Here is a 22,722-nt window from a genome sequence, read left to right on the forward strand (position 1 = left end):
AAGCCGAAGCAAGGCATCTGTCAAACATCTGACAGCCCTTCCTTCGGCTTCCTCGTAATCGGCTCTATATAATGGCGATTAATAAAAAACAAAAAATTATGCATTCAAATCAGTAACAAGCGTTTCCTCTTCCGTGAAAACTTCTACTGGATCGGATACGCGCTCTACATCGGCTCCAAGTGCCGCAAGCTTTTGATGGAAATTTACGTAGCCGCGGTCGAGGTGTTTCAGTTCCGTTACCCTGGTAACACCTTCCGCTACCAGTCCAGTAAGGATAAGAGCAGCTGCCGCGCGAAGGTCGGTTGCAGCTACTTCCGCTCCTTGAAGGTTCGATTTACCCGGAATAATAACGGATCGTCCTTCGATTTTTATATCTGCGTTCATACGACGGAATTCTTCAACATGCATGAACCTGTTTTCAAAAACGGTTTCGGTGATCATTGAGGTGCCCTCCGTTCGGAGAAGCAGCGCCATCATTTGTGATTGCATGTCGGTCGGGAAGCCTGGATGCGGCATGGTTTTAATGTCGACCGCCTTGAGCTTATCGGTACCAATTACCCTGACACCGTCCTCTTCCTCAACAATGGTAATACCCATTTCCTCCATTTTCGCAATCAATGATGATAAATGTTCGGGAACAGCCCCCTGTACAAGGACATTGCCGCCTGTGATTGCCGCGGCAACCATGAATGTCCCAGCCTCGATTCGGTCCGGAATAATCGCATGATCCGCGCCGAACAATACATCCACACCTTCGATTCTGATCGTGCCTGTACCTGCGCCGACAACCTTTGCGCCCATCTTATTCAAAAGATTGGCCAGGTCAACAATCTCTGGCTCCTTCGCCACGTTTTCAAGGATTGTGGTACCTTCAGCAAGCGTAGCCGCCATCATGATATTTTCAGTAGCTCCTACACTCGGGAAATCGAGGTAGACTCTCGCGCCTTTCAAGCGGCCATCAACTTCCGCTTCAATAAATCCGTTTCCGACTTTTACCTTCGCACCCATCGCTTCAAAGCCTTTCAGGTGCTGGTCAATCGGGCGCGAACCAATCGCGCAGCCGCCTGGCAATGCCACGCGGGCCCTGCCATTGCGGGCCAACAACGAACCCATTACTAATACTGAAGCACGCATTTTCCGAACATATTCGAATGGTGCCTCCTCTTTCAACTCTCTGGATGCATCTACTACAACTTGATTATTTTCAAACACGACTTCTGCGTTTAAATGGCGTAATACTTCGTTGATCGTATATACATCGGAGAGAGCCGGGACATCACGTATTATGCTTTTTCCATCACTGGCCAACAATGTTGCAGCGAGTACAGGCAGTACAGAATTTTTGGCACCCTCAACCCTGACCGTTCCATTCAGCCTATTTCCGCCGCGGACGATGATTTTTTCCAAATGTATTCCCCTCCGCGTCCAAGTTCACTATATTAATATTCAATCGTAATGATGGGGGTTCCGACTGTTACAGCCGCATACTTTCCCCCTGTCGAGCGAACAGCAATTTGTACATTCATTCCATATCCAAAAGTGTCGGTAAACAATGGCGAAAACGCCGAAATTGAGATGAAATCTTTTTCCCTGATTGCCTCGGTTTCAACGGCATTTAATCGTTTCATTATGCGATTTGTTTTTTGGGATAAAGCCCTTTCCATTCTATCATCGAAAATGCCACTGATACAAGAGAAAATTGGCGGTTCGCCTCGAAATATGTCATCCATGCGATCCTTAAATACACCATTCGCAAAAAAGGCCGCACTTTCTTCATTCCATTCTCCGCCCATGACTCTATATATTATATACGCATTTACCTTATGGGGTGTGCGGGTCGAAACAATTTGAAGATATTCCCTGCCGTAACCTAATGCCGGAGATACAGCCTCCGCTTCCCATTTCTCGCCCGTTGCCGAGAAAGACCATTCCCAGCCTGGGAACTTGTCCTGAAGCCGCGCAGCATACTCCTCCAATTTCCCGGGTGAATCGGAGTCCTCAATTATTTCCCGTGAATAAACCGTCCACTCCTTAAGCAAACTATCTTCGGCTTCCAATACAGCCGCAAGCTTAATTAGTTCCGGTGCACTGTCAGCTTCAATCGTTCTATTCCCATGTTCAAACAGTACAAAACCAATAATGGCAAAAATTGATAAAACTAGCTTTGTTTTCATGCTCCGATCCCCTTCCCCTCATTAACATTTTTACCAAGGGGTTGTGGGGTATACATGGGAATTCCCGTCACTTTTAGACAATGTGCAAACAAACCGCGAAATTTGTAAAATAATGCACAATAATGATTGTACTCAAAATCAGTCGGCTTGAACACATGTATTAAGTCCTATATACAAGGCTAAAAAGCAAATTTTATAAAACCTTTCACGATGGAAAGTTCACTTTATTCAAAAAGGCACGAAAAGTCATTTTTCCGGCCGGTTTTTTAAATTTTAGAAAAAAAAGAACTGTAGAAGCGGCCTGGCCGTTAATCAAAAATAGCCGGCAGCTGGCGGGAAAGCAGAAGGTAATCGAGGAAGAAGTTGCTCACAGTGGTACCGATGGCAATTACCAGCAATATGTATAAAACCCTTGCCTGCAGTACACGGTTTGCCCTTAATAGTTTTTCAAAATTCAATGCCTGAATTGCCCACCATGCCAATGTGATGCACAATAGATGTACCAGAATCCCAACCAATGCGCCCGTTCCGAGATCAGAAATCAATAAAACGCCCCCTTCGCATGCTATATGTGCCATGCCGGATGAGCATGAGGCACTTAGAGAAACCGTCGGTAAACAAAGGGAGCATTTAGGAAATTCCCCTTGTCTGATATTATTTAGTGTGAAATCATCATTCATGATATGATAGTAGAAAAGCTTCAATCTATAGCCTCTCCCATACTATTGTATGGATAGCCGGAGGGAAAAGCAATCTTTTGAACCGCCTCCTTGAAGGGTTAAGATTCCAGAAAATGTAAAAAATAATTTGGTATGAAGGTGATTTTTATGAAGAAGGTAAGAAAAGCGATTATCCCGGCCGCTGGGCTTGGAACCCGCTTTTTGCCTGCGACAAAAGCAATGCCAAAGGAAATGCTTCCGATTGTCGACAAACCAACCATCCAGTATATCGTTGAGGAAGCAATCGAATCCGGCATAGAGGATATCATTATCGTTACCGGCAAAGGCAAACGGGCCATTGAGGACCATTTTGACCATGCATTCGAACTTGAGCAAAACCTGCTTGAAAAGGAAAAATTCGAGTTGCTTGAAAAAGTCCAGGCCTCATCAAATATGGTGGATATTCATTATATACGCCAAAAAGAGCCTCGAGGGCTTGGCCATGCGGTATGGTGCGCGCGCAACTTCATCGGCAATGAGCCATTTGCCGTCCTGCTGGGCGATGATATCGTCCAGGCGGAGGTACCGTGCCTAAAGCAGCTAATTAACCAATACAATGAAACCCTGTCGTCCGTAATCGGTGTCCAACGGGTGCCTGAAACGGAAACCCATCGGTATGGAGTAATCGATCCTTTAGAAGAGTACAACCGCCGATACCAGGTACGTCAGTTCGTTGAAAAACCAAAGCCAGGGACAGCCCCATCGAATCTAGCAATCATTGGACGCTATATCCTGACCCCGGAAATATTCATGTTCCTGGATAAGCATGAAATTGGCGCAGGTGGAGAAATACAGCTAACCGATGCCATCCAAAGCCTGAATGAAATACAGAGGGTATTTGCCTACGAATTTGAAGGGAAGCGTTTTGATGTTGGGGAAAAACTGGGCTTCATTGAAACGACACTTGAATTTGCGCTGCAAAAGCCTGAACTCAAAGAGGATTTGCTTGCCTTTATGAAAAAACAGCTTGAACTGAATGAGAAATAATGACCAGCCGCATTCATAAATGTTTGGTGGACTGAGCAAGTAACGATAACTAGCCGCATCCATATTCATGGGCGCGGCTTTTTTTGCGTATAAAAACAGATTTTGATCTGTGGAGGCGAGATTTAAAACATTTTCTGTTTTTCGGGACTCATATCGCTCTTTCAGACGCTTGTGTGTCCCGATTCCGGGGGTTTCGGGACTCACTTCACTCCTAAAACCGAATCTGTGTCCCGATTTCGGGGGTTTCGGGACTCATATCGCACCCAGACCCCAATCTGTGTCCCCCTGGCTAGCCCAAAACGCATCGTAAATCTCTCAAAACGAAACTAAGGGCCCTCCTTTCAAAGGAGCAGCCCTTAGCTTTTTTTCCCTTATATGTGTCCCCTTTGATCATTATGCGGCTTCCTTCCCCCAAAGGTCCCCGCATATCCCTTTTTCCAGGCAGCTTCCTTCCCTCAAAGGGAGCCGCATGGCATTCAATTCCGGCGAATTTCCTTCCCCCAAAGGAAGCACACCGTCTCAGCCTTCTGAAAAGCCTAGAAGCATTCAGGAAGGTACCGATAGCCCACAGTATCCCTACTTCAAAAATTCCCCGAAACCGCCGAAGTTGTTATGCAGGAAGTCCAAAGCAAGATTCGGCATGATTCCAAACAGGACGCTCGCTGCCACTGTAATGGCCAGAGCCGCTAGGATACCCGCAGGAATCTTGAATTTTGTATCATCCGCCGCTGGACGGAAGAAGATCTGTGTCAAAATACCGAAGTAGTAAACATACGATATGACAGTGGTGGCAATCATAATTGATGCAAGAACATAATGCGGGTTATTCTCATCAATGAACGCACTTAGGAAAATGTTCATTTTGCCAATAAATCCTGCGGTACCCGGAAAACCTGCCAATGATAGGATCAAAATCCCAAAAGCTGCGGAAAGCAATGGTGCTTTTTTGTATAGGCCGGCGAAATCCTTGATATCCTCCGACCCCGCCTTTTCACTCATCAGCTGGATGATGGCAAACGCCCCGATATTCATGAACGTGTATGCCATAAGGTAGAACCACACGGCATCAAACATAAAGTAGCTAAGCGATGTAAACGCGACAAGGATGTATCCCGCATGCGCGATGCTTGAATACGCAAACAGGCGCTTGATGTTCCTCTGCCTGAGTGCGACGACGTTTCCAATAATCATCGTTGCCGCCGCAAGGAATGCGATATAATCCTGCAGTTTCAGCAATAACGGCATTGATCCTGGACCCTCTGTTATCGTCATGCCAAAAACTGTAAGCATGATTCTAATTACAACAATGAATCCAGCCGCTTTGGAAACGACGCTCAAGAAAGCCGTTACCGGAGTCGGTGCTCCCTGGTACACATCCGGAGCCCACATATGGAACGGAGCCGCCGCAATCTTAAAGGAAAGCCCGACCAGAATCATGAAAAATGCGATACCAAGAAGATAGACCTGCTGGCTGGACGTGATGTTTGCAAGCGTGTTGGCAATTTCCTTAAGGTTCGTCGAGCCACCGATTCCGTACACATAGCTCATCCCGAACAAAGTGATTGCAGTCGAAATGCTGCCATTAATGACGTACTTCATGGCTGATTCATTCGAATTCAGCTGATTCCTTCGTATACCCGCTAGAACATAGGAAGAAATGGACAGCAACTCAAGTCCGACAAACAGCGTGATTAAATCACCGCTTGACGACATGATCATCCCGCCAAGAAGGGCTGTCAAAAACAGATAGAAAAATTCGCCTTTGTATTCAGCAAATCCATCCTTTGGCTCATAATGGATCGCCAACAGCATGACAAGCGCGGATCCGCCAAGCAGGATCAGCTTAAATACCTTACCGAAGCCATCAAGCCGGTACGTATCCTCGAGAATGGACGTAACTGGCGCATCAAGCATGCCCACCAAGGAAATCCCGGCCGCAACAATGGCAGCAAGTGACACCCAGCCGAACATTTTCCGGTCGCTGGACTTTGGCAAAAACAGATCGAGAATGGTTATAAGCGCGGCTGTACCGAGTATGATGAACTCAGGCGCCATAATGCCCCAGTTGTATGATAGCAATTCTTTGAGTTCCATAGTTCATCAACCCCCCAGCCCAAGCATGATAGTTTTAAGTGCGGATTCCAGCGGTGAGCTGAGCACACTTGGGTATACGCCGATCAGGACAATGAGGAACAGCAATGTCAATGCCGGCACATATTCAACCCCTTTTAAATCCAGGACTCCCGTAAATTCACGCTGCGGCATGCCATACGTGATGCCGAGGATTGCCCTGAGGAGATAGGCGGCTGTCATGATGATTCCAATGCATCCAATGGCTGCGAGGACTGGCATTTCCTTGAATAAGCCAAGGAAGGCCATGAATTCGCTGACAAATCCCGACATCCCCGGAAGGCCAAGAGATGCCATCCCTCCAGCGAGCAGGATACCGGCCGCAACCGGCATGCCTTTTGCCAGTCCGCCCAAATTGGCGATGAGCGACGTGTCCATACGCTCATAAAATACACCAACCAGGAAGAACAGCAATGCGGAAATGAGGCCGTGCGAGATTACCTGGAAGATTGCACCCTGGATCCCCGCTTCGTTCAATGCTGCAAGGCCAATCAGGACAATTCCCATGTGAGAAATCGACGAATACGCCAAAACCATTTTAAAATCCGTCTGGATAAAAGCAAGGAATGCTCCAAACAGGAGATTCACTACGCCAAGGATAGCCAGCACGACGGCGAGCTGTTTGAACTGCTCCGGAAAAATGCCCATCCCGAAACGGATTAAACCGAAGGCGCCAATTTTCAAAAGAATCCCTGAGTGAATCATGACAATCGCGGGAGGCGCCTGAACGTGGACGCGGAGCATCCAGCTATGCAATGGGAAGATTGGCAGCTTTATTCCAAATGCCACCAATAAGGCGATTAAAAGCCCCATTTTCGCCCCATCGGAAATCGGAGCCATCAATTGCGCATCCGGATTTGCCATGAGCTGCTCCAGCAGTTCGATATTCGATGTCCCTGTCCTCGTGAACAGGACCATGATAACAATCAACAGGACAGCCGAGCCAAGCCCGTTGTAAATCAGAAAGCTGTAAGCCGCTTTTTCTTTTTCAAAATAACCCCATTTTCCAATCAGGAAAAACATCGGAATGAGCGTTAATTCGAAGAAAAGGAAGAACAGGACAAGGTTTTGCGCTGTAAAGACGCCCAGCATGCCTACTTCCAGAAGAAGGAAGAGCATAAAATACCCTTTCCACTCCTTTTTGATCATGCCTGATGCGATTGCAGCCAATGAAGCGACAACAGCCGTCAGGACAATCATCAGGAGGGAGAACCCATTAATCCCTAATTCGTAATAAATGGAAAAGTACTTCTCTCCCATTTGTTTGAAACCGCCAAACTGGATCCAATCGACCCTTGTTGAGAAATCGGCCAAATCCTTACCGGCAAGATAATGCGCATAGGCCGCGAGCGATAGGAGCAGTGCCGGAAGAGTTGCAAGGAATCCAACCAGTTTTATCGCTTTTTCATTTGTTTTTGGCAAAAATGCCAGGACGATAATGCCGAGCAGCGGGGAGAACACCAAAATGGTCAGTATAGAAGAAAGGTTCACTACAAATACCCCCCTGTCAGCGCAAAGATGACTGTCAAAACGGCCAGTCCGATAAAGGCAACCGCCGCATATGTTTGGATTTGCCCGGATTGAAGCTTTGAACCCGTTTTGGCAAATGCGCGAATTGTTCCGGCAACAGCAGAAGCTATCCCTTCAACGAGGAACACATCGATATAGCGGAAGAAATGGCTAATCACTTTTGTTGGATTGATAATGGTGAGACCGTAAAACTCATCAATGAAATATTTGTTGTAAAGGACGTTGTAAGCCCCAGGCGCCGCCGAGCTGAGCCAGTCGCGGGACAGCGAACGCTTCCCGTACATGAGCCAGGCAAGGTAAATTCCAGCCAATGAGACAACTGTTGCCGCGATCATGATCCAGGCAGGGCCTTCAATATGGCCGTGGCCCAAAGCCGGATTCCCATCCACAAGCCAGTCGCCAAGGAACGTTCCGAACCATGGCGTGTTGACATAGCCGGCCACGACTGCAAGCACACCAAGCACCATCATCGGCATTGTCATACTGGCTGGTGATTCATGGACATTCTTAACGTTCGAACGGGATTCACCCCAGAAGACCATGAAGAAAAGCCGAAACATATAAAACGCTGTAAAGAATGCCGCAATTAGTGCTAGCAAGAATAATACGGGATGGCCGTTTTCCCAAGCGGCAATCAAAATTTCATCTTTACTGAAAAATCCTGAGAACAATGGCACACCGCTGATGGCGAGCGTCCCAATCAGGAATAGCGGGCCAGTTAGTTTCAGCTTTTTCCACAAACCGCCCATTTGCTCAATATTTTGTGTATGGACCGCATGAATGACACTTCCAGCCGCAAGGAACAAAAGTGCCTTGAAGAATGCGTGTGTCATCAGATGAAACACGCCGGCAACATAGCCAGCAGAACCGAGCGCAAGCATCATGTAGCCGAGCTGGCTGACCGTTGAATAAGCCAAGACTCGTTTGATGTCTTTCTGAACAAGGCCGATGCTCGCCGCAAAAATCGCTGTAAAGGCTCCGATAATCGCCACCGTCAGCAACGCAGTTTTACTGGCGGCAAAAAGCGGGAACAAGGCTGCCACCAGATAGACACCGGCCGCTACCATCGTTGCGGCGTGAATCAATGCCGAAACAGGAGTCGGGCCTTCCATCGCATCCGGAAGCCATGTGTGGAGCGGGAACTGGCCCGATTTGCCCATGGCGCCAATGAAAATCAGGATGGCAATCAGGGTGAGCATTCCTGCGGTGATGGCTCCTGCATCAACCGCGGCAAAAATTTCATCATATTCGAAGCTTTTCGTTTGCCAGAATAATAGAATCATGCCGATCAAAAGCCCGACATCCCCAATCCTGGTCATGATAAAAGCTTTTTTGGCCGCCGCCTTCGCTTCTTCCTTGTAAAAATAAAACCCGATCAACAGGAAGGAACCAACTCCGACGAGTTCCCAGAAAATATAGGTTTGCAGGAGGTTTGGCGATACGACAAGGCCAAGCATCGCAAATGTAAATAACCCAAGATACGCGTAAAAAACCGGAATGCGCTCGTCACCGTGCATGTATCCCTTGGAATAGATATGTACGAGACAGCTAACAAGCGACACGATAAACAGCATTAATGCATTAAGTTGGTTCACTTCAAAGCCCGCTGTTAATTGAAAATCTCCTATTGTAAGCCACACGGCCTCGGACTTGTATGTTGGCGCCGAGAACCGGTCTATAAGTACCGCCACTGACATTGCCAGCGAAGCGAGTGTCAGCGCGATTCCGACAAAGGCGCTTGCCTCTTTGAGCCGTTTACCAAATAGAAGAAGAATCAAAAACGATAAAAGCGGGAAAAGCGGTATGATCCATGCATTTTCCATCAATACACTATCCCCTTTATGAACGCGCGTTCTGATACAGAAGTATTTCTGGCTGCGCGCCTGATTTCACCCTGCTGCACAGGGTTTCCGCAGGTGCAGGTCCCGCGGTGGAAGAATTCCGGGCAGCCTGCTCATGGTGCCGGCAGCCCACTAATCCGGAATGAATCACAGTTAGTTTTTCATAATATCCATTTCATCTATGTTTACTGTCTTCCTGTTCCTGTAGAGGGAAATCAGGATTGCCAGGCCTACCGAGACCTCGGCGGCTGCCACTGCCATCACGAACAGTGTGAAAATCTGCCCGTCAATGGAAGGGGTGATTCCATACTTGCTGAATGTAACGAGGTTGATGTTAACCGCATTCAGCATCAGTTCGATGGATATAAGAACGATTACTGTGTTCCGCTTTGTCAGGGCTCCGTAAAGGCCGATACAGAACAAAATCAGGGCAAGCGCGAGGAAGGCAGATGCAGGAACTCCAGAGTTCATATTATTCCGCCTCCTTATCGTCTTTTTTCGCAAGAATGATTGCGCCTACAAGCGCAACAAGCAGAACAACCGAAACTAATTCAAACGGGATAATGAACCTGGAGTAAAGCGCAATCCCAATCTGCTCAGTATTGTTCACATGGAGCTCGGTTGAGCCGGGGCCAAGGTCGAGATTGTATATTCCCAAATAAAACGCCGCTGCAAATCCGGCGACGCCAAGCAGCAGTAGGAACTTTCTCCATTTCCCCGTGCTAGACTCACTTTCATCATCATGCTTTGTAAGCATGATTCCAAAAAGCATAATGATTGTAATTGCCCCGGAGTAAATGAGAATCTGGGCCGCCGCCAAAAATTCCGCGGACAGCAGGACAAATATCCCGGCGATGCTGATAAAAGTAAATACGAGAGCGACAATAATGTGGATGACCTTTGTTAGGTTCAATAAGAGCACGCCCCCGATGACTGCCACTAGCGCAAGTGACATAAAAGCCAAAAATTCACCTGAAATCATGCCTTATTCACCTTCCGAACATTCTCGTCATTTTCATCCAGCCACTCAAGGTTTTTAAAGAGGTAGTCCCGGCTATACTCGGCAAGCTCGAAATTATTCGTCATTACGATTGCTTCAGTCGGACAAACCTCTGTACATAAATCGCAAAGGATGCAAATTTCAAAGTTGATGTCATACGTATCAATCACTTTCCCCTTTTTCGTCGGGTCCGGATGTTTTTTGCCTGTCAACTGAATGCACTCTGTCGGACATATGTTGGCGCACTGGTTGCAGACGATGCACTTTTCAGGATAGAACTTCTGGATTCCCCGAAACCGGTCCGGAAGAGGAAGCGGTTTTTTTGGATATTCGTATGTGATTTTTTCCTTGGTCAGGTTTTTAAGGGTATACTTTAAGCCTTTTGCCAATCCAAGCATGTTTTTCACCCCTTTGGTGCGTGATAAAAGAAATCTGTTTTTCCTGTCGGGAACGCTAGTCGTGCCAATCCCCGTTTATGTTTAAAACAGTTTAAATAGTTCTTTGATCAATGCGGTAAGGAAGACGTTTGCCAGCGCTACCGGCAGCAAAACCTTCCAGCCGAATTCCATCAGTTTATCCGCCCGGAAACGAGGGTATGTTACGCGGAACCAGATCAGGATAAAGATGACTACGCTGAATTTCAGCGAGAACCAAACAGCTCCTGGGATGAAGTCCAGGATTGACAGCGGCGGAAGCCAGCCCCCAAGGAAAAGTACAGTTGTCAAAGCGCCCATAGCGAAAAGATAAACGTATTCCGCAAGCATGAAGAACGCCCAGCGGAAACCGGAATATTCAATATGGTAACCCGCGACAATCTCGGATTCGCCTTCAGGAAGGTCAAATGGCGTCCTGTTCAATTCCGCTACGGATGCGATTAAAAATACAATGAAACCAATTGGTTGAAGAAGGATATACCAGCCATTCCGCTGCGCATCAACGATATCGTTCAAGTTCAGGCTTCCCGTTAACAGAATGATGCCAAGGACGGACATGACAAGCGGAATTTCATAGGAAATCATCTGGGCAGCCGCCCTCATACCGCCCAAAAGCGCGTATTTATTGTTGGAGGCCCAGCCGCCAGTCACAATTCCGACCGTTGTTATGCCAGAGATGGCTATATAATATAGAAGGCCGACGCCGATATCCGCAAACTGGAATTTGTCCGTAAACGGAAGGACGGCCAGTACCATGAAAGACGGTGCAAATGCGATGACAGGCGCAAGGATGAAGAGCGGCCTATCGGCCATTTTTGGTATAACATCCTCTTTAAGAAGGAGCTTCAATACATCGGCCACAGTCTGCAGGAGACCCCAGCGGCCTCCGACATGGTTCGGCCCGTGGCGCAGCTGCATGTAGCCCATCACCTTGCGCTCGGCAAGAATGCCATATGTTACGAATGCAAGCACTACCAATAGCAAAACGGTTGCAAGCAGGAAGAATATCCCGAAGTTAACGAGCCCGGGGGATGAAGTAAGTAGTTCCTCTACCATTAACCGTCCACCTCCCCTAGGACAATATCAATTGCTCCGAGAATGGCAATCATGTTCGCCAGGTTTTCTCCGACAAGCAGCTTCGAGAGAATCTGAAGATTATAGAATGACGGCCTCCTGAATTTCAAGCGGTAAGGCTCTTTTTTCCCATCACTTGCAATGTAGCAGCCAATTTCCCCACGCGGCGATTCAATCCGTACATACGCTTCGCCTTTTGGCGCTTTGATGATTTTCGGCACTTTGGCAAGGATTTCCCCGCCTTCTGGGAATTGTTCGCATGCCTGCTCCAAAATTTTGAGTGATTCCTCAATCTCACGAATCCTTACATGGTAGCGGGACCAGCAATCCCCGCCTTCCTCTGTGATTACATCAAATTTGAACCTGTCATAGATAGAGTATGGCTCGTCTTTTCTCAGGTCGAATTTAACGCCGGTACACCTAAGATTTGGCCCTGTCAGCGAATACTGGATAGCCTCTTCCTTCGTATAGCGGCCAACTCCTTTAACCCGGTTCATGAAGATTTCATTCCCGGTGACAAGCTGGTGATAGCCTTTAAGCTGCTCCCTCATATAAGGAATAAACTCCTGTACCTTTTGGATCCAGCCCTCCGGCGCGTCCCATTTTACCCCGCCAACGCGCATGTAGTTGAAGGTCAGCCTCGCACCCGACAGCTCATTCAGCATGTTGATAATCATTTCCCTTTCACGGAAGGCATAAAGGAACGGGCTCACTGCCCCCATATCCAATAAATAAGTTCCCCACCAGACAAGGTGGCTTGCGACCCTGTTCAATTCCATCGCGATAACCCTGAGGTATTCGGCACGTTCAGGGACCTGGATACCCATCATCGTTTCGACGGCATGGCAGATGACGTAATTATTCGTCATCGATGAGATATAATCCATCCGGTCTGTATATGGGATGATTTGTGTGTATTGAAGATTTTCAGCTATTTTTTCGGTACCTCTGTGCAGATAGCCAATTACCGGCTGGGCATGAGTAATGGTCTCCCCATCAATCTTGACGACAAGGCGGAACACCCCATGGGTACTCGGGTGCTGCGGCCCTACGTTTAGCAGCATTTCTTCTGTACGTATCATTGGTTATACCTCCACGTCGTATTGCTCGTAGTCTTTTCTAAGTGGATGGCCAACCCAATCCTCTCCCAGCAGGATTCGATGTAAATGCGGATGCCCCGTGAATGTAATGCCAAGTAAATCATAAGCCTCGCATTCAGGCCAATCTGCTCCAGCCCAAAGCGGCTGCAGGGATTCAATTGTTGGCGCGTTACGGTCAATCTTTACTTTCAGGGCTACAGATTGCCTGTTTTTATATGAGAATAAATGCACATATAGTTCCAAATGGGTTTCAAAATCGCTGCCATGCAACTCGGATAAATAATCAAACCCAAGTTGTTCATTAAATTTTAGGAACTGGGCCACTTTATAGTAGGTATCATGTTTTGCGACCAGCGTCGGTACATCTTTTGAAAGTTTATTAATATAGTAATCTTCAAGAACGTCTTTCCCAAGATGCTCCTCAATGACTTTTACATATTTATCAAGATAAGGCTGATTCGGTGATGGAGCTGCCGTTGCTTCCGTATCTGCTTCCCCACCATCCTTGGCTGCTGCTGCGGCTCTTGCTTTGGCAGCTGCGGCGGCTTTTGCTTTGGCGGCTGCGATTGCTTTCGCTTTCTCATCGTCCCCGCCTGCTTCCGAAGCGCCTTCTCCTGATTGCTTTTCAAGCGCCGCTGCCTTCGCTTTCGCGGCTGCGGCCGCCTTTGCCTTTGCGGCGGCGATTGCTTTCGCTTTCTCATCGTCCCCGCCTGCTTCCGGCACTCCTTCTCCCGATTTCTTCGCTAGCGCCGCTGCCTTCGCTTTTGCTGCTGCGGCTGCCTTTGCCTTCGCGGCGGCGGCTGCTTTCGCTTTTTCATCGTCCCCGCCTGCTTCAGGTGCGCCCTCTCCCGATTTCTTCGCGAGTGCGGCCGCTTTTGCTTTCGCTGCTGCTGCCGCCTTTGCCTTCGCGGCAGCCGCAGCTTTCGCCTTTTCATCCGAAGGGCTGGAATCAGCAGGATTCGCAACCGCTTTCATATTTGTGTTATCTTCCGCTGATTGTGGAGGGGTTGATTCGGGATTTCCCTTTTCAGTAACTTCCCCAACCGCATTTTCCGTTATGGAATTTTGAGTACCGCCAGACTCGGAGCCTGCATCAACCGGTTTATCCGTTTGCGCGGATTTTCCCTCGGCTTGTGCTGCCCTTGCTGCCCTTTTCGCTGCCGCGGCTGCCTTTGCTTTCTCAACCGCTTCTTTCTTTAATTGCTCCAGATCTTTCTCCCCGCTCATCGGTTAGATCACCTTCTTCCCCGTCTTCGCCTCGTAGCGAATCTTTTCTCGAAGTTTGTTGATTCCATAGATCAACGCTGCTGGATTCGGCGGGCAGCCCGGGATATAGACATCTACCGGGACAATTTGGTCAACGCCTTTTACAACCGAATAGGATTTTATATACGGCCCTCCCGCAGTAGCGCATGAACCCATTGCAATCACCCATTTAGGCTCTGGCATCTGGTCGTAGAGCCGGCGGACAATTGGCGCCATTTTCTTGGTAACCGTTCCCGAAACAATCATACAGTCGGATTGCCTAGGCGAGGTACGGAAAAACGATCCAAACCTGTCCAGGTCGTAATGTGAGGAACCGCTGCCCATCATTTCAATCGCGCAGCAGGCAAGCCCGAAAGTCATCGGATAAAGGGAGTTGCTCCTTGCCCATGCCTTAACCTGCTCAAGCGTTGTCAAAAACACATTCCTTCTCATTTCTTCCATTTCCTGAGGTGAGATACCATCCAATTTTAAATCCATTTTAACACCTTCTTTTTCCATGCATAAACAAGCCCGAGCACAAGCATCAATACGAAAATAAGCATTTCGATCAACGCAAATATCCCGAGCTTTTCATAAGCTACAGCCCACGGGTATAAAAACACCGTTTCGACATCGAAAATAACAAACATCAGGGCAAAAATATAATAGCGGACATTGAATTGAACACGGGAATCGTGAAACGGTTCAATACCGCTTTCATATGTTGTATACTTCGCATCGCTTGGCTTATACGGACGCAGAAGCTTACCCAGAAACAATGCCACTACCGGCAGTAAAACCCCCAGACATAGAAACACAAAAACTATCAGATAATTATTCTGATATAAATTCAAGTATTCCATGCCCATCCCTCCAATGTTGTAAAATTTTCAAACTAATGAAATTTGTAACCGAATTCATTATAGCATTGTTAGATTTCTGTGTCGACAAGCCTATTGGCAAAAAGAGGCTCCCCCTTCCTTCCCTAAAAAATTCAATCCATTCCCTCCTATTTTGAAAGAATACTTGGGAAAATAATGCTTGGATACAAGGCATACATGCTATAATGGAAGCTTTGTTTCGCATCCCGGCAACAAATACGAATGTGTCCGCCCCTACACTTTACATGTGGCAAATTCGGCTGTCAGTGAGGTTTGTCAACGTACCGCATATTTTTTCCCATACTTTAGCTTTTTTCAAAAAAATGTCGAAAAAGGCGTTTGCCCCTATTCACCTTCCCCCAATATTCATTCCATTTTATTCTATATAAATTGATTCATTCCTTTCAACCCATTATTCAAAAGGAATTAGGGGTTGATTGACAAATTTTGGACACAAAAGCCCGCCTGAACGGCTTTTCATCGCACATTTAGGCGGGCAATATTGCTCAATATTCTTTTTCCTTACTATAAAGGGTACTCTTTTTATAAATGGACGACGCTTTTTTTGAACTGGCATCGACCGTTGTATCGATAACCACCCATTTATTCATTTCCTTTATATAGACTTCATTCCAGGCATGGTATCCTTTTACCCCTGGCGTATATCCCATTACAACTTTTGCGGGAATGCCTTGGCTTCTAAGCATGGCGGCGAACAAGGAGGAATAATCATAGCAGATTCCCTTATTCTCCTCGAATGTAGCTTCTATACTTGGAATGTATCCAGGCTGGACCGTTTTCAGTTTTTGAGAATCATACTTTACATTTTTTACAATATAGCTATGAATGGCTTTTACCTTATCTTCGTTCCTCTTAAACTTCGAGGTCAATTCAGCTGCCTTTTTAATCGGCTTCATTGATTTATTCCAGTGAACATTTTGGACGGATTGCAGGTAAACCTGGTTAAGATCCTTGAGCGACAGTTGTACGGCAGTTTGATGGACAGGAAGGTAGCTCGTCCCTTTAATCTGCTCGTAGACACTGACATTGTAGCTCCCATTTTTCATTTGAAGGGGAAGATAATTGATAGTACCATCGTTTGGGAGGTCATAAAAATAGACGTTCCCGGATTTCTCGATCGCAACCTTTACCCTTTTCCCTACCTGGTTGCTATACTTGACTCCGATTACCCCACTTGCAATCAAGCTTGTATCAACCGGCTGTGCAACCGCGTTGGCTGCTGCCTTTTCAGACGGCGCGGAAATTGAATATGCTGGGATGAAAAGTACTATAAAACAAAGGCAGACAAAAAATTTGCGCAAAAAAATAACTCTCCTTTCGGTAGCCAGGCTGCCACTCTTTTCATGGAAAAGACTGAGGCCCTATGGCTTTGCGTCCCTATTTTTCAATAGGTTTGCCGTTTTCGTTGAAAAGTTTTTACTATTAATATAGTAGTAGTATAATTCATACTTACAAAATTTTCTACATGCTTTTTAAAAAGTTCAGGAATTTGTCAGGATTTGTAATTCGGTAACCGGATAGTAGCTGAAAAACAGAAAAATACCACCTTATTGAAAAGGGTGGCATTTACTTGCTTTCTATTAATTCCGCCTGGACAATCAGCCGGTGGGTAGCTGTTTTTATCGGGGTGCAAGTAACGAGGGTAAGAATCCGCTTTTGCGGGATTGCATTTAGAACCGAAGTATCCGTCGGCTTAACAACCTTTATTTTATATACCTTGTAGGTATACGTCTTGTTTTTGTCTTTAATGACAATCGTATCGCCTTTCTCCATTTCATTCAGCCTGTTGAACATTTGCCCGTAGGCGCGGCTTCGGTGTGCCGCAATGGCGCTATTTCCCGGTTGGCCGGGCAGTGCTGTCCCTGTTATGAGGCCCGCCCCTTTTTTCATGTTCTTCATGGTAGCTCCCTCAAGGACTGGTATCTTTAAACCGATTTTTTTGATTTGCAAAACTGCCATAACCTGCGAAGATGCTTGCTGTTTCTTTTTCCCGGAGGAAGCATTTTGGGTTGGCACTTTTTTGTTTAAGGATTGAACCGTGGTTCCATTTTGGCCTGCCTGTTGCGTTTCACTCTTTTTCTCGGTTTCTTGTTCTTCTGATTCATCATCCGAGCTTGCTGAAGGCACTACGTCGAGATCTTGTCCGGATGAAAAGACTTCATCAAGGCCACGATAATGTTCCGCAGCGGAACTCCCAGCAGCTGCCGAAGCTTGGCCAGAAGGCTCCCATTCCTTAAGAAGTTTTTCCTGCATATATTCACTGTACATTCTGTTGGACATTGGAAATAAGAGAAATCCGCACCCTATTAAAATCAGTAAAATTGCCGCCGTCTTTTTCATTAGCAAACTCCTTCAATGAAATAGAGGGAGGAGTTCAGCCTCCTCCCTCCCATGTTATTTAGCTTTGCACTTTGCCTGCGCGTAGCATTCCAAATCCAGCAATCGCCAGCAGCATTCCAATGAAGTAGTATGGCATCGGGCTGGATTCACCCGTTTGAGGAAGCGATCCATCAAACCCGCCTACATTTCCTCCTGGTGTTTCATTGTCACCAATATTTATAGGAGGATTTTCATCACTTTCCCCGCCTGTTGCAGGATCTTCAGGATCTACCACTGTTCCAGGATCGGTTCCGCCGCCGGTACCAGGGTCAGTCCCGCCGCCATTGCCTGGGTCGGCAGGTAGTGGAGGTGGGGTGATTGATTCACAAATAAGCATTACATGGAGGATTTTGTCAACCTTATTTACCTGCAGCTTGTTCATTGTGAATGTAGTCGGAGTTCCGTTTAACTCCACCTCAATACCCATGATTTCATTCAAATCGAGGTTGACATCAACAAGGGCTCCAGATTCTTTAAGTGTGAAGGCAATAGTTTGCCCATTGTTCAGAAGGATTTTTCCGTTGGCTCCAATGTTTGCACATCCGCTGGCCAGCAGACTTATCCATGCAAGTTCTTTTGCCTCAACGATTGGCCCGCCAGGTGTTGGGTTTTCCGGAATGACGATTACTGGTGGAGCCGGTGGAGTCGTACCGCCCCCGCCACCGCTATTGTCTCCAGGAGGGGTTGTTCCGCCACCACCGTTATCTCCCGGAGGTGTTCCGCCACCGCCGCCGTTATCCGCAGGTGGTGCTGCAGGGCACTCCAGCTTTAAGGTCAGCAACCCATTTAAAACTATTTTAGATGCATCAGGTTGTTCAGATAACTTGAATGTTTTAACCTGCCCGTTAACTGTTACTTCAACGCGATCAATCAAATCCAATGCCAAAGCGGCTTTAAGATCAACCATATTGTTTAGAACTTCAATCTTTGTTCCATTTTTTAAAACCACTTCGGTTTTAGTGATCGTTCCGATACAGTTTGATAGATCTAGTTTTATTTTGGTAAAAGCACTGCCGCCTTCCGCAAGGTCGCAGTCAAGCTTCACGGTTAACGTTCCATCTTTTAATGTGATCAGGTTCGCTGCCAGATCGGCCAGTTTAATCATTTTTACTTGGCCGTACACGGTCAGCTTGAAACCTTCAATGTTATTAATGCCGAGATCCAACAACAATTCGAGTGTTTCCGAATTAATTTGTACTTCTGTTCCATTCTTCAATAATAGAACTGCATTCTCGACCGGGCCGATGCAGCCTTCAATCAACAGCTTGATTTTAGTGATAGCAGGTACAACTGGAGGCTGCTCCTTTTCACAATTAATTTTAATTATTATTGTGCTGTTTACAGTTTCTTCCGTAACATTGGAGTCAGACAGCAAATACATTTTTGTTGTATCCCCGTTTTGCAGCTTTACCCCTACGATATTCTCCAGCTTTACGCCCTCCTCAAGGGTCAGAAGGAGGTTGAGGAGCGATGTGAATTGAACTTCTTTCCCATTGGAGAGAACAAGCCACGCTTTGTCGAAAGGCCCGATACATCCTTTTACAACAAGCTTTACTTTTGTCAATTGAGGCTTTTCAGCCGGTGGCTTTTCCCCGCAATTGATTGTTATTACAATTTTCCCGTCAATCTTTTCCTTGGTTACTTTGGCGTCTGTCAGAAGATAGGTTGTCTCTTTATCTCCAACCTTTAATTTTACTCCTTGAATTCCCTCCATGTTCATGTTGCCTTCAAGCTCAAGTAGCAGCTTTCCAAGGGAGGTAAACTCCATTTCGGTTCCATCCGAAAGGATCAGCCAAGCTTTATCCACCAATCCTACGCAGCCTTTTAGGGCCACCTTGACTTTTGTCATTTCAGGTTTTTCAACCGGAGGCTTTTCGTTGCAGTGGATTTTGATCACTATTACTCCGTTTACCGTTTCTTTCGTTACCTTTGCATCTGTCAGCAAGTAATCTGTTTTTTTGTCTCCAACTTTTAACCTGATTCCAACGATATCATCAGGATTTTCATCCAGGAAAAGCATCAGATTGCTTAAGGAAGTAAACTCAATTGGGTTTTTCCCATTTAGAAGCAGCCACGCTTGGTCAAAAGCTCCAACGCAGTTTTTAACAACAAGTTTAACTGCGGCTCCGGCCTTTTCTTTACATTCAATTTTAAAAATTTTAGTCCCATTTTCATTTTTTGGAGATTTAACATAAACATCATCTTTATTGTAAACGAGTTCCTTACCGCCTTTTAGGACTACTCCTACTTTGGAGATATCATCCAGCTCAACATCCAGTTCATTCATGCCCTTGGTAAGATTGATTCTAGTATTTTTGTCGTCGTTAAGGATAAAGAAAGTACTTTCAGCCAGCGGATTGCATCCCTTAATCAAATTCACCTTATATTTGTTCTTCTTTCCGTTATCGTCCTTCCCGCTGCCGTTATCGTTTCCATTACCGGGATTCTTGTCACCTTCCTGGCCGCCACCGTTATTCTCTTCTTTTACAACATAAGAAAACGTAATGCTGGTAATATCATTACCCGCTAGAGCAGGCAAGATGCCGGATTTCCCACCACTAAAATCGTTTAATGATGATTGCCCAATGTGAATGCTTTGTATTTCAAGATTGGAGGTCCAACTCCAACCTCCCGCACCTCCCGCAGTTTCCACGGTAATTTCCAGTGGACCATCAAGATCTTTATATGTTCCCGCCACAAGGTTTGATACGTTGAGGACGAAAGTTTTAGTTTCTCCTTTAGTTTCTTCTTCTCCCCCTTGTTTCGCGAACGCGGCTCCCACAGGAAGCATATTAAAAATCATAAGTAGTACTGAAAGAAATATCGCAGCGTTTCTTACTACAATCTTTTTCAAATAATAACCCTCCTGTCCTATTCATTTATGTTATAAACAAAAATTACCGAATATTCAGTCTTATGTTGACAAGACACCTCCCTGTTGTAAATTTATATTTAATAATGATAAGGACATATCATCCTTCATTATTATTAAAAAATAATGTAAAACACCAAAAAGCTGCCAGAAAAAGGTTTCTGGCAGCTGGACGGCCATTCCGAGATAATTCGGAAGCAGGCTCCGAGGCTTTGCGTCCCACCCTTTCGAATGGTTTGCCTTTAGCTTCTAGTATGTACTTACTAACACTTAAATAGCTGATGCATTAAGCCTTGATTACAGTTTATTGATTACCCGGATATATCCTCAATAAACCAATTTGAGTATTTATTTGCAATAAAGGTAGAAAATACCTAGATGGGATGTAGGCCAATTGAATAAAATTGGCCTTTTTTACCATAAATAATTACAGAATTCGATTTTAGGGGTTGCAATAGCAATATAGTTTTATGAAGAGTAAAAAAGGGGTCCAAAAGGAAGAAACCTGCCCAAAACGGACAGGTTTCTGTTTAAATTACTTGAGGTGACGGGCGGTACCATAGCTGGCAATCCTAAAATCCATATCACCTGTTTGCTGAATGAGGAAATACATTTCATTTTCGCCAGGCTTTAATGATCCTTTATATCCTGCATCCAGTTCTACGAAGAATTTAGCCTTATATTCTACATGAACCTTTGACCTGCCAACTTCTTTCAATTCCCTTACCTCAACCTTTTTAATTCCCTTCTTAAATTCATCGACCCAGGCGGTTGTTGAAGGATCCACGAATTGTTCCTTTGATACGCTGGAATTCACGAGAAGATATTTAAAGAAAGCGAAAGCCGGGTTGATATTAAACGGCACATCCAAGTCAAGCACCGGTTCACTGCTTACTCTGTAGCCAATTGACGGATAGTAGTTGTATCTAACAATATAGGCTTCTTTTTCAACTGTATCGCCCACAGGAACTACGAGGCGGAAAACCTTCACGCTCTTGTCATTCCTTACAAATTGGGCTTCGGCTTTATCCCATTGCAGGAGTGAACCCCCGTCTGCCTCAGGCTGGGCAAGCTTTCCCTTATAAACGATAATGCCACGGTCTTTGATGAATTTTTCGGCTGCATGATGTGTTAAGGTTTTCTTTAAGTAAGCCAACAGTTCCTTTTTTGTGTCGATGGAGCTGGAAAGGTAGCGGTACGATGTTCCCTTGTAGGCAAACGTTTTATACTCTCCTTCCTTATAGGACCCTCCCATTTGGACGTAGGCTGATGCCTTCGCCAAATCCGCTGCCATTTTTACAGCCTGCTTGGCGGATAGCTCGGTTGATGCTTTTGCTTTTTGTGTTGCGGCATTTTTATTTGTTCCTGCAGCAAACGCCGCATCGGTAGTTTGCAAAAGAGGTGCTCCTAGTAATGCCAATGTAAGACCTGCAATCAATACGTTTTTGTTTCTCATGTTTATTCCTCCCACTCATTTTGTCATGCAATTGAGTAGTCGGCGGGATAATGGAAAAGGTTACATAATTTACCTTGTTTTATGAAGAAAAACAATTGTATCGTTCTTCTACACTAAATTGGCTAAGGGAGTGGCCGAACGGCAGTGTGCAACCGGGCCTTCGGGCATTAAAAGAAGTAAAGTCTTTTATTTCGGTTCAAAGATGGAAACCCATCCTTTCGTCCGACGATCATTCTCAAAGTCTGGCTGACAAATTAAATTAATCATGAAATGGGAGGATAAGCGGAATCTCCCCCTTTTTGTGTTATAAAAATTTACTTTAAAGGAGATTTTGTCTTTTACATTTTTATAGATAAACGACTTCTTATGATTGGAGAGCCCAACTGTTTATTTTCCGCAAAGAAAAAGCCCCCAATATGGAGCTTTCACTCCAATTGGGGGCGGTGTCCTAGTTAATATATTGTTTTTACAATCTTCTCTCTGCTACGGCCAGACGGTTAATGGCGCGCTGAAGCGCAAGTTCCGCACGTTTGAAATCGATATGCTCCTGCTGGCGCTCCCGGAGGCGCTGTTCGGCCCTCTCCTTCGCACGCAACGCACGCTCGACATCAATCTCATCCGATTGTTCCGCGGACTGGGCCAAAATGGTTACCTTCTCGGGACGGACTTCAAGAAATCCTCCGCTTACCGCAACCAGTTCAGTTTTTCCTTCCTTTTTCATCCGGACGGCCGCAATTTGCAGTGGTGCGACCATCGGAATGTGTCCTGGAAGAATTCCCAGTTCACCGCTTTGTGCTTTCGTGCTTACCATTTCGACATCGGCGTCATAAACCGGGCCATCGGGAGTAACAACACTGACTTTGATAGTCCTCATTTTTC

20 protein-coding genes and 2 riboswitches are annotated in these 22,722 nt (G+C 46.0%); of the genes, 1 reads left to right on the forward strand and 19 read right to left on the reverse strand.

Annotated elements, in window-relative coordinates:
* Nucleotides 1-96: 96 nt before the first annotated feature.
* From murA to V1499_RS21505, 3 genes are all read right to left on the reverse strand, one after another.
* Nucleotides 97-1,407 carry a UDP-N-acetylglucosamine 1-carboxyvinyltransferase gene (murA, locus tag V1499_RS21495; RefSeq protein WP_409272449.1) on the reverse strand — a complete coding sequence of 437 codons (1,311 nt, stop codon included), beginning with the start codon at nucleotides 1,405-1,407 and terminating at the stop codon, nucleotides 97-99.
* 32 nt (nucleotides 1,408-1,439) lie between these two features.
* Nucleotides 1,440-2,174 carry a YwmB family TATA-box binding protein gene (locus V1499_RS21500; protein WP_409272451.1) on the reverse strand — a complete coding sequence of 245 codons (735 nt, stop codon included), beginning with the start codon at nucleotides 2,172-2,174 and terminating at the stop codon, nucleotides 1,440-1,442.
* 308 nt (nucleotides 2,175-2,482) lie between these two features.
* Nucleotides 2,483-2,719, reverse strand: coding sequence for a DUF1146 family protein (locus tag V1499_RS21505; RefSeq protein ID WP_409272452.1), 237 nt, complete (start codon nucleotides 2,717-2,719; stop codon nucleotides 2,483-2,485).
* Between the two features lie 282 nt (nucleotides 2,720-3,001).
* Between V1499_RS21505 and galU the strand changes: the two genes are divergently transcribed.
* Entirely contained in the window at nucleotides 3,002-3,880 is an 879-nt protein-coding gene (galU, locus tag V1499_RS21510; RefSeq protein ID WP_409272454.1) for a UTP--glucose-1-phosphate uridylyltransferase GalU, read from the forward strand.
* A gap of 576 nt (nucleotides 3,881-4,456) precedes the next feature.
* Here galU and nuoN read toward each other — a convergent pair.
* From nuoN to V1499_RS21590, 16 genes are all read right to left on the reverse strand, one after another.
* Entirely contained in the window at nucleotides 4,457-5,974 is a 1,518-nt protein-coding gene (nuoN, locus tag V1499_RS21515) for an NADH-quinone oxidoreductase subunit NuoN (protein WP_316570540.1), read from the reverse strand.
* A 6-nt stretch (nucleotides 5,975-5,980) separates the two neighbouring features.
* Nucleotides 5,981-7,501, reverse strand: a complete 1,521-nt coding sequence (locus V1499_RS21520; protein ID WP_409272456.1) for an NADH-quinone oxidoreductase subunit M — start codon at nucleotides 7,499-7,501, stop codon at nucleotides 5,981-5,983.
* Nucleotides 7,501-9,366 (reverse strand): NADH-quinone oxidoreductase subunit L, encoded by a 1,866-nt coding sequence (nuoL, locus tag V1499_RS21525; protein WP_409272458.1) that lies wholly within the window; start codon nucleotides 9,364-9,366, stop codon nucleotides 7,501-7,503. The genes V1499_RS21520 and nuoL overlap by 1 nt, the downstream gene beginning before the upstream one ends.
* 168 nt (nucleotides 9,367-9,534) lie before the next feature.
* On the reverse strand, nucleotides 9,535-9,852 hold the full coding sequence (gene nuoK, locus V1499_RS21530) for an NADH-quinone oxidoreductase subunit NuoK (RefSeq protein ID WP_316570543.1): 318 nt from the start codon (nucleotides 9,850-9,852) through the stop codon (nucleotides 9,535-9,537).
* A 1-nt stretch (nucleotide 9,853) separates the two neighbouring features.
* Complete coding sequence (locus tag V1499_RS21535; RefSeq protein WP_316570544.1) at nucleotides 9,854-10,363, reverse strand: NADH-quinone oxidoreductase subunit J; 510 nt, start codon at nucleotides 10,361-10,363, stop codon at nucleotides 9,854-9,856.
* Nucleotides 10,360-10,779, reverse strand: a complete 420-nt coding sequence (gene nuoI, locus V1499_RS21540; RefSeq protein WP_316570546.1) for an NADH-quinone oxidoreductase subunit NuoI — start codon at nucleotides 10,777-10,779, stop codon at nucleotides 10,360-10,362. The genes V1499_RS21535 and nuoI overlap by 4 nt, the downstream gene beginning before the upstream one ends.
* An 81-nt stretch (nucleotides 10,780-10,860) precedes the next feature.
* A complete protein-coding gene (gene nuoH, locus V1499_RS21545; RefSeq protein WP_409272461.1) occupies nucleotides 10,861-11,871 on the reverse strand; it encodes an NADH-quinone oxidoreductase subunit NuoH in 1,011 nt (336 codons plus the stop codon).
* Nucleotides 11,871-12,971 carry an NADH-quinone oxidoreductase subunit D gene (locus V1499_RS21550; RefSeq protein WP_409272463.1) on the reverse strand — a complete coding sequence of 367 codons (1,101 nt, stop codon included), beginning with the start codon at nucleotides 12,969-12,971 and terminating at the stop codon, nucleotides 11,871-11,873. The genes nuoH and V1499_RS21550 overlap by 1 nt, the downstream gene beginning before the upstream one ends.
* Before the next feature lie 3 nt (nucleotides 12,972-12,974).
* On the reverse strand, nucleotides 12,975-14,216 hold the full coding sequence (locus tag V1499_RS21555; RefSeq protein ID WP_409272465.1) for an NADH-quinone oxidoreductase subunit C: 1,242 nt from the start codon (nucleotides 14,214-14,216) through the stop codon (nucleotides 12,975-12,977).
* A 3-nt stretch (nucleotides 14,217-14,219) separates the two neighbouring features.
* Complete coding sequence (locus tag V1499_RS21560; protein ID WP_316570553.1) at nucleotides 14,220-14,732, reverse strand: NADH-quinone oxidoreductase subunit B family protein; 513 nt, start codon at nucleotides 14,730-14,732, stop codon at nucleotides 14,220-14,222.
* Nucleotides 14,723-15,097: an NADH-quinone oxidoreductase subunit A gene (locus V1499_RS21565; RefSeq protein ID WP_409272467.1), complete on the reverse strand. Its 375-nt coding sequence runs from the start codon at nucleotides 15,095-15,097 to the stop codon at nucleotides 14,723-14,725. Before V1499_RS21565 ends, V1499_RS21560 begins: the two co-directional genes overlap by 10 nt.
* 524 nt (nucleotides 15,098-15,621) lie before the next feature.
* Complete coding sequence (locus V1499_RS21570; RefSeq protein WP_409272469.1) at nucleotides 15,622-16,437, reverse strand: transglutaminase-like domain-containing protein; 816 nt, start codon at nucleotides 16,435-16,437, stop codon at nucleotides 15,622-15,624.
* Nucleotides 16,438-16,452: 15 nt separating this feature from the next.
* A riboswitch (cyclic di-GMP riboswitch) is annotated at nucleotides 16,453-16,544 on the reverse strand.
* A gap of 158 nt (nucleotides 16,545-16,702) precedes the next feature.
* Nucleotides 16,703-17,476 carry a class D sortase gene (locus tag V1499_RS21575; RefSeq protein ID WP_409272471.1) on the reverse strand — a complete coding sequence of 258 codons (774 nt, stop codon included), beginning with the start codon at nucleotides 17,474-17,476 and terminating at the stop codon, nucleotides 16,703-16,705.
* A gap of 58 nt (nucleotides 17,477-17,534) precedes the next feature.
* Complete coding sequence (locus tag V1499_RS21580; protein ID WP_409272473.1) at nucleotides 17,535-20,369, reverse strand: LPXTG cell wall anchor domain-containing protein; 2,835 nt, start codon at nucleotides 20,367-20,369, stop codon at nucleotides 17,535-17,537.
* 178 nt (nucleotides 20,370-20,547) lie between these two features.
* Nucleotides 20,548-20,638: riboswitch (cyclic di-GMP riboswitch) on the reverse strand.
* Nucleotides 20,639-20,922: 284 nt separating this feature from the next.
* Nucleotides 20,923-21,843, reverse strand: coding sequence for a DL-endopeptidase inhibitor IseA family protein (locus V1499_RS21585; RefSeq protein WP_409272475.1), 921 nt, complete (start codon nucleotides 21,841-21,843; stop codon nucleotides 20,923-20,925).
* 466 nt (nucleotides 21,844-22,309) lie between these two features.
* Nucleotides 22,310-22,717, reverse strand: coding sequence for a F0F1 ATP synthase subunit epsilon (locus V1499_RS21590; protein ID WP_316570559.1), 408 nt, complete (start codon nucleotides 22,715-22,717; stop codon nucleotides 22,310-22,312).
* Nucleotides 22,718-22,722 lie beyond the last annotated feature (5 nt).

Origin of the sequence: Neobacillus oceani (genome assembly GCF_046237595.1) — a bacterium.
Taxonomy (GTDB): Bacteria; Bacillota; Bacilli; order Bacillales; family Cytobacillaceae; genus Bacillus_D; species Bacillus_D oceani.

Coding starts and splice junctions, on each gene's coding strand:
- V1499_RS21500 (WP_409272451.1), bottom strand. CDS start 2,174: ATGAAAACAAAGCTAGTTTTATCAATTTTTGCCATTATTGGTTTTGTA.
- galU (WP_409272454.1), top strand. CDS start 3,002: ATGAAGAAGGTAAGAAAAGCGATTATCCCGGCCGCTGGGCTTGGAACC.
- nuoN (WP_316570540.1), bottom strand. CDS start 5,974: ATGGAACTCAAAGAATTGCTATCATACAACTGGGGCATTATGGCGCCT.
- nuoK (WP_316570543.1), bottom strand. CDS start 9,852: ATGAACTCTGGAGTTCCTGCATCTGCCTTCCTCGCGCTTGCCCTGATT.
- V1499_RS21535 (WP_316570544.1), bottom strand. CDS start 10,363: ATGATTTCAGGTGAATTTTTGGCTTTTATGTCACTTGCGCTAGTGGCA.
- nuoI (WP_316570546.1), bottom strand. CDS start 10,779: ATGCTTGGATTGGCAAAAGGCTTAAAGTATACCCTTAAAAACCTGACC.
- nuoH (WP_409272461.1), bottom strand. CDS start 11,871: ATGGTAGAGGAACTACTTACTTCATCCCCCGGGCTCGTTAACTTCGGG.
- V1499_RS21550 (WP_409272463.1), bottom strand. CDS start 12,971: ATGATACGTACAGAAGAAATGCTGCTAAACGTAGGGCCGCAGCACCCG.
- V1499_RS21555 (WP_409272465.1), bottom strand. CDS start 14,216: ATGAGCGGGGAGAAAGATCTGGAGCAATTAAAGAAAGAAGCGGTTGAG.
- V1499_RS21560 (WP_316570553.1), bottom strand. CDS start 14,732: ATGGATTTAAAATTGGATGGTATCTCACCTCAGGAAATGGAAGAAATG.
- V1499_RS21565 (WP_409272467.1), bottom strand. CDS start 15,097: ATGGAATACTTGAATTTATATCAGAATAATTATCTGATAGTTTTTGTG.
- V1499_RS21575 (WP_409272471.1), bottom strand. CDS start 17,476: ATGAAAAAGACGGCGGCAATTTTACTGATTTTAATAGGGTGCGGATTT.
- V1499_RS21585 (WP_409272475.1), bottom strand. CDS start 21,843: ATGAGAAACAAAAACGTATTGATTGCAGGTCTTACATTGGCATTACTA.
- V1499_RS21590 (WP_316570559.1), bottom strand. CDS start 22,717: ATGAGGACTATCAAAGTCAGTGTTGTTACTCCCGATGGCCCGGTTTAT.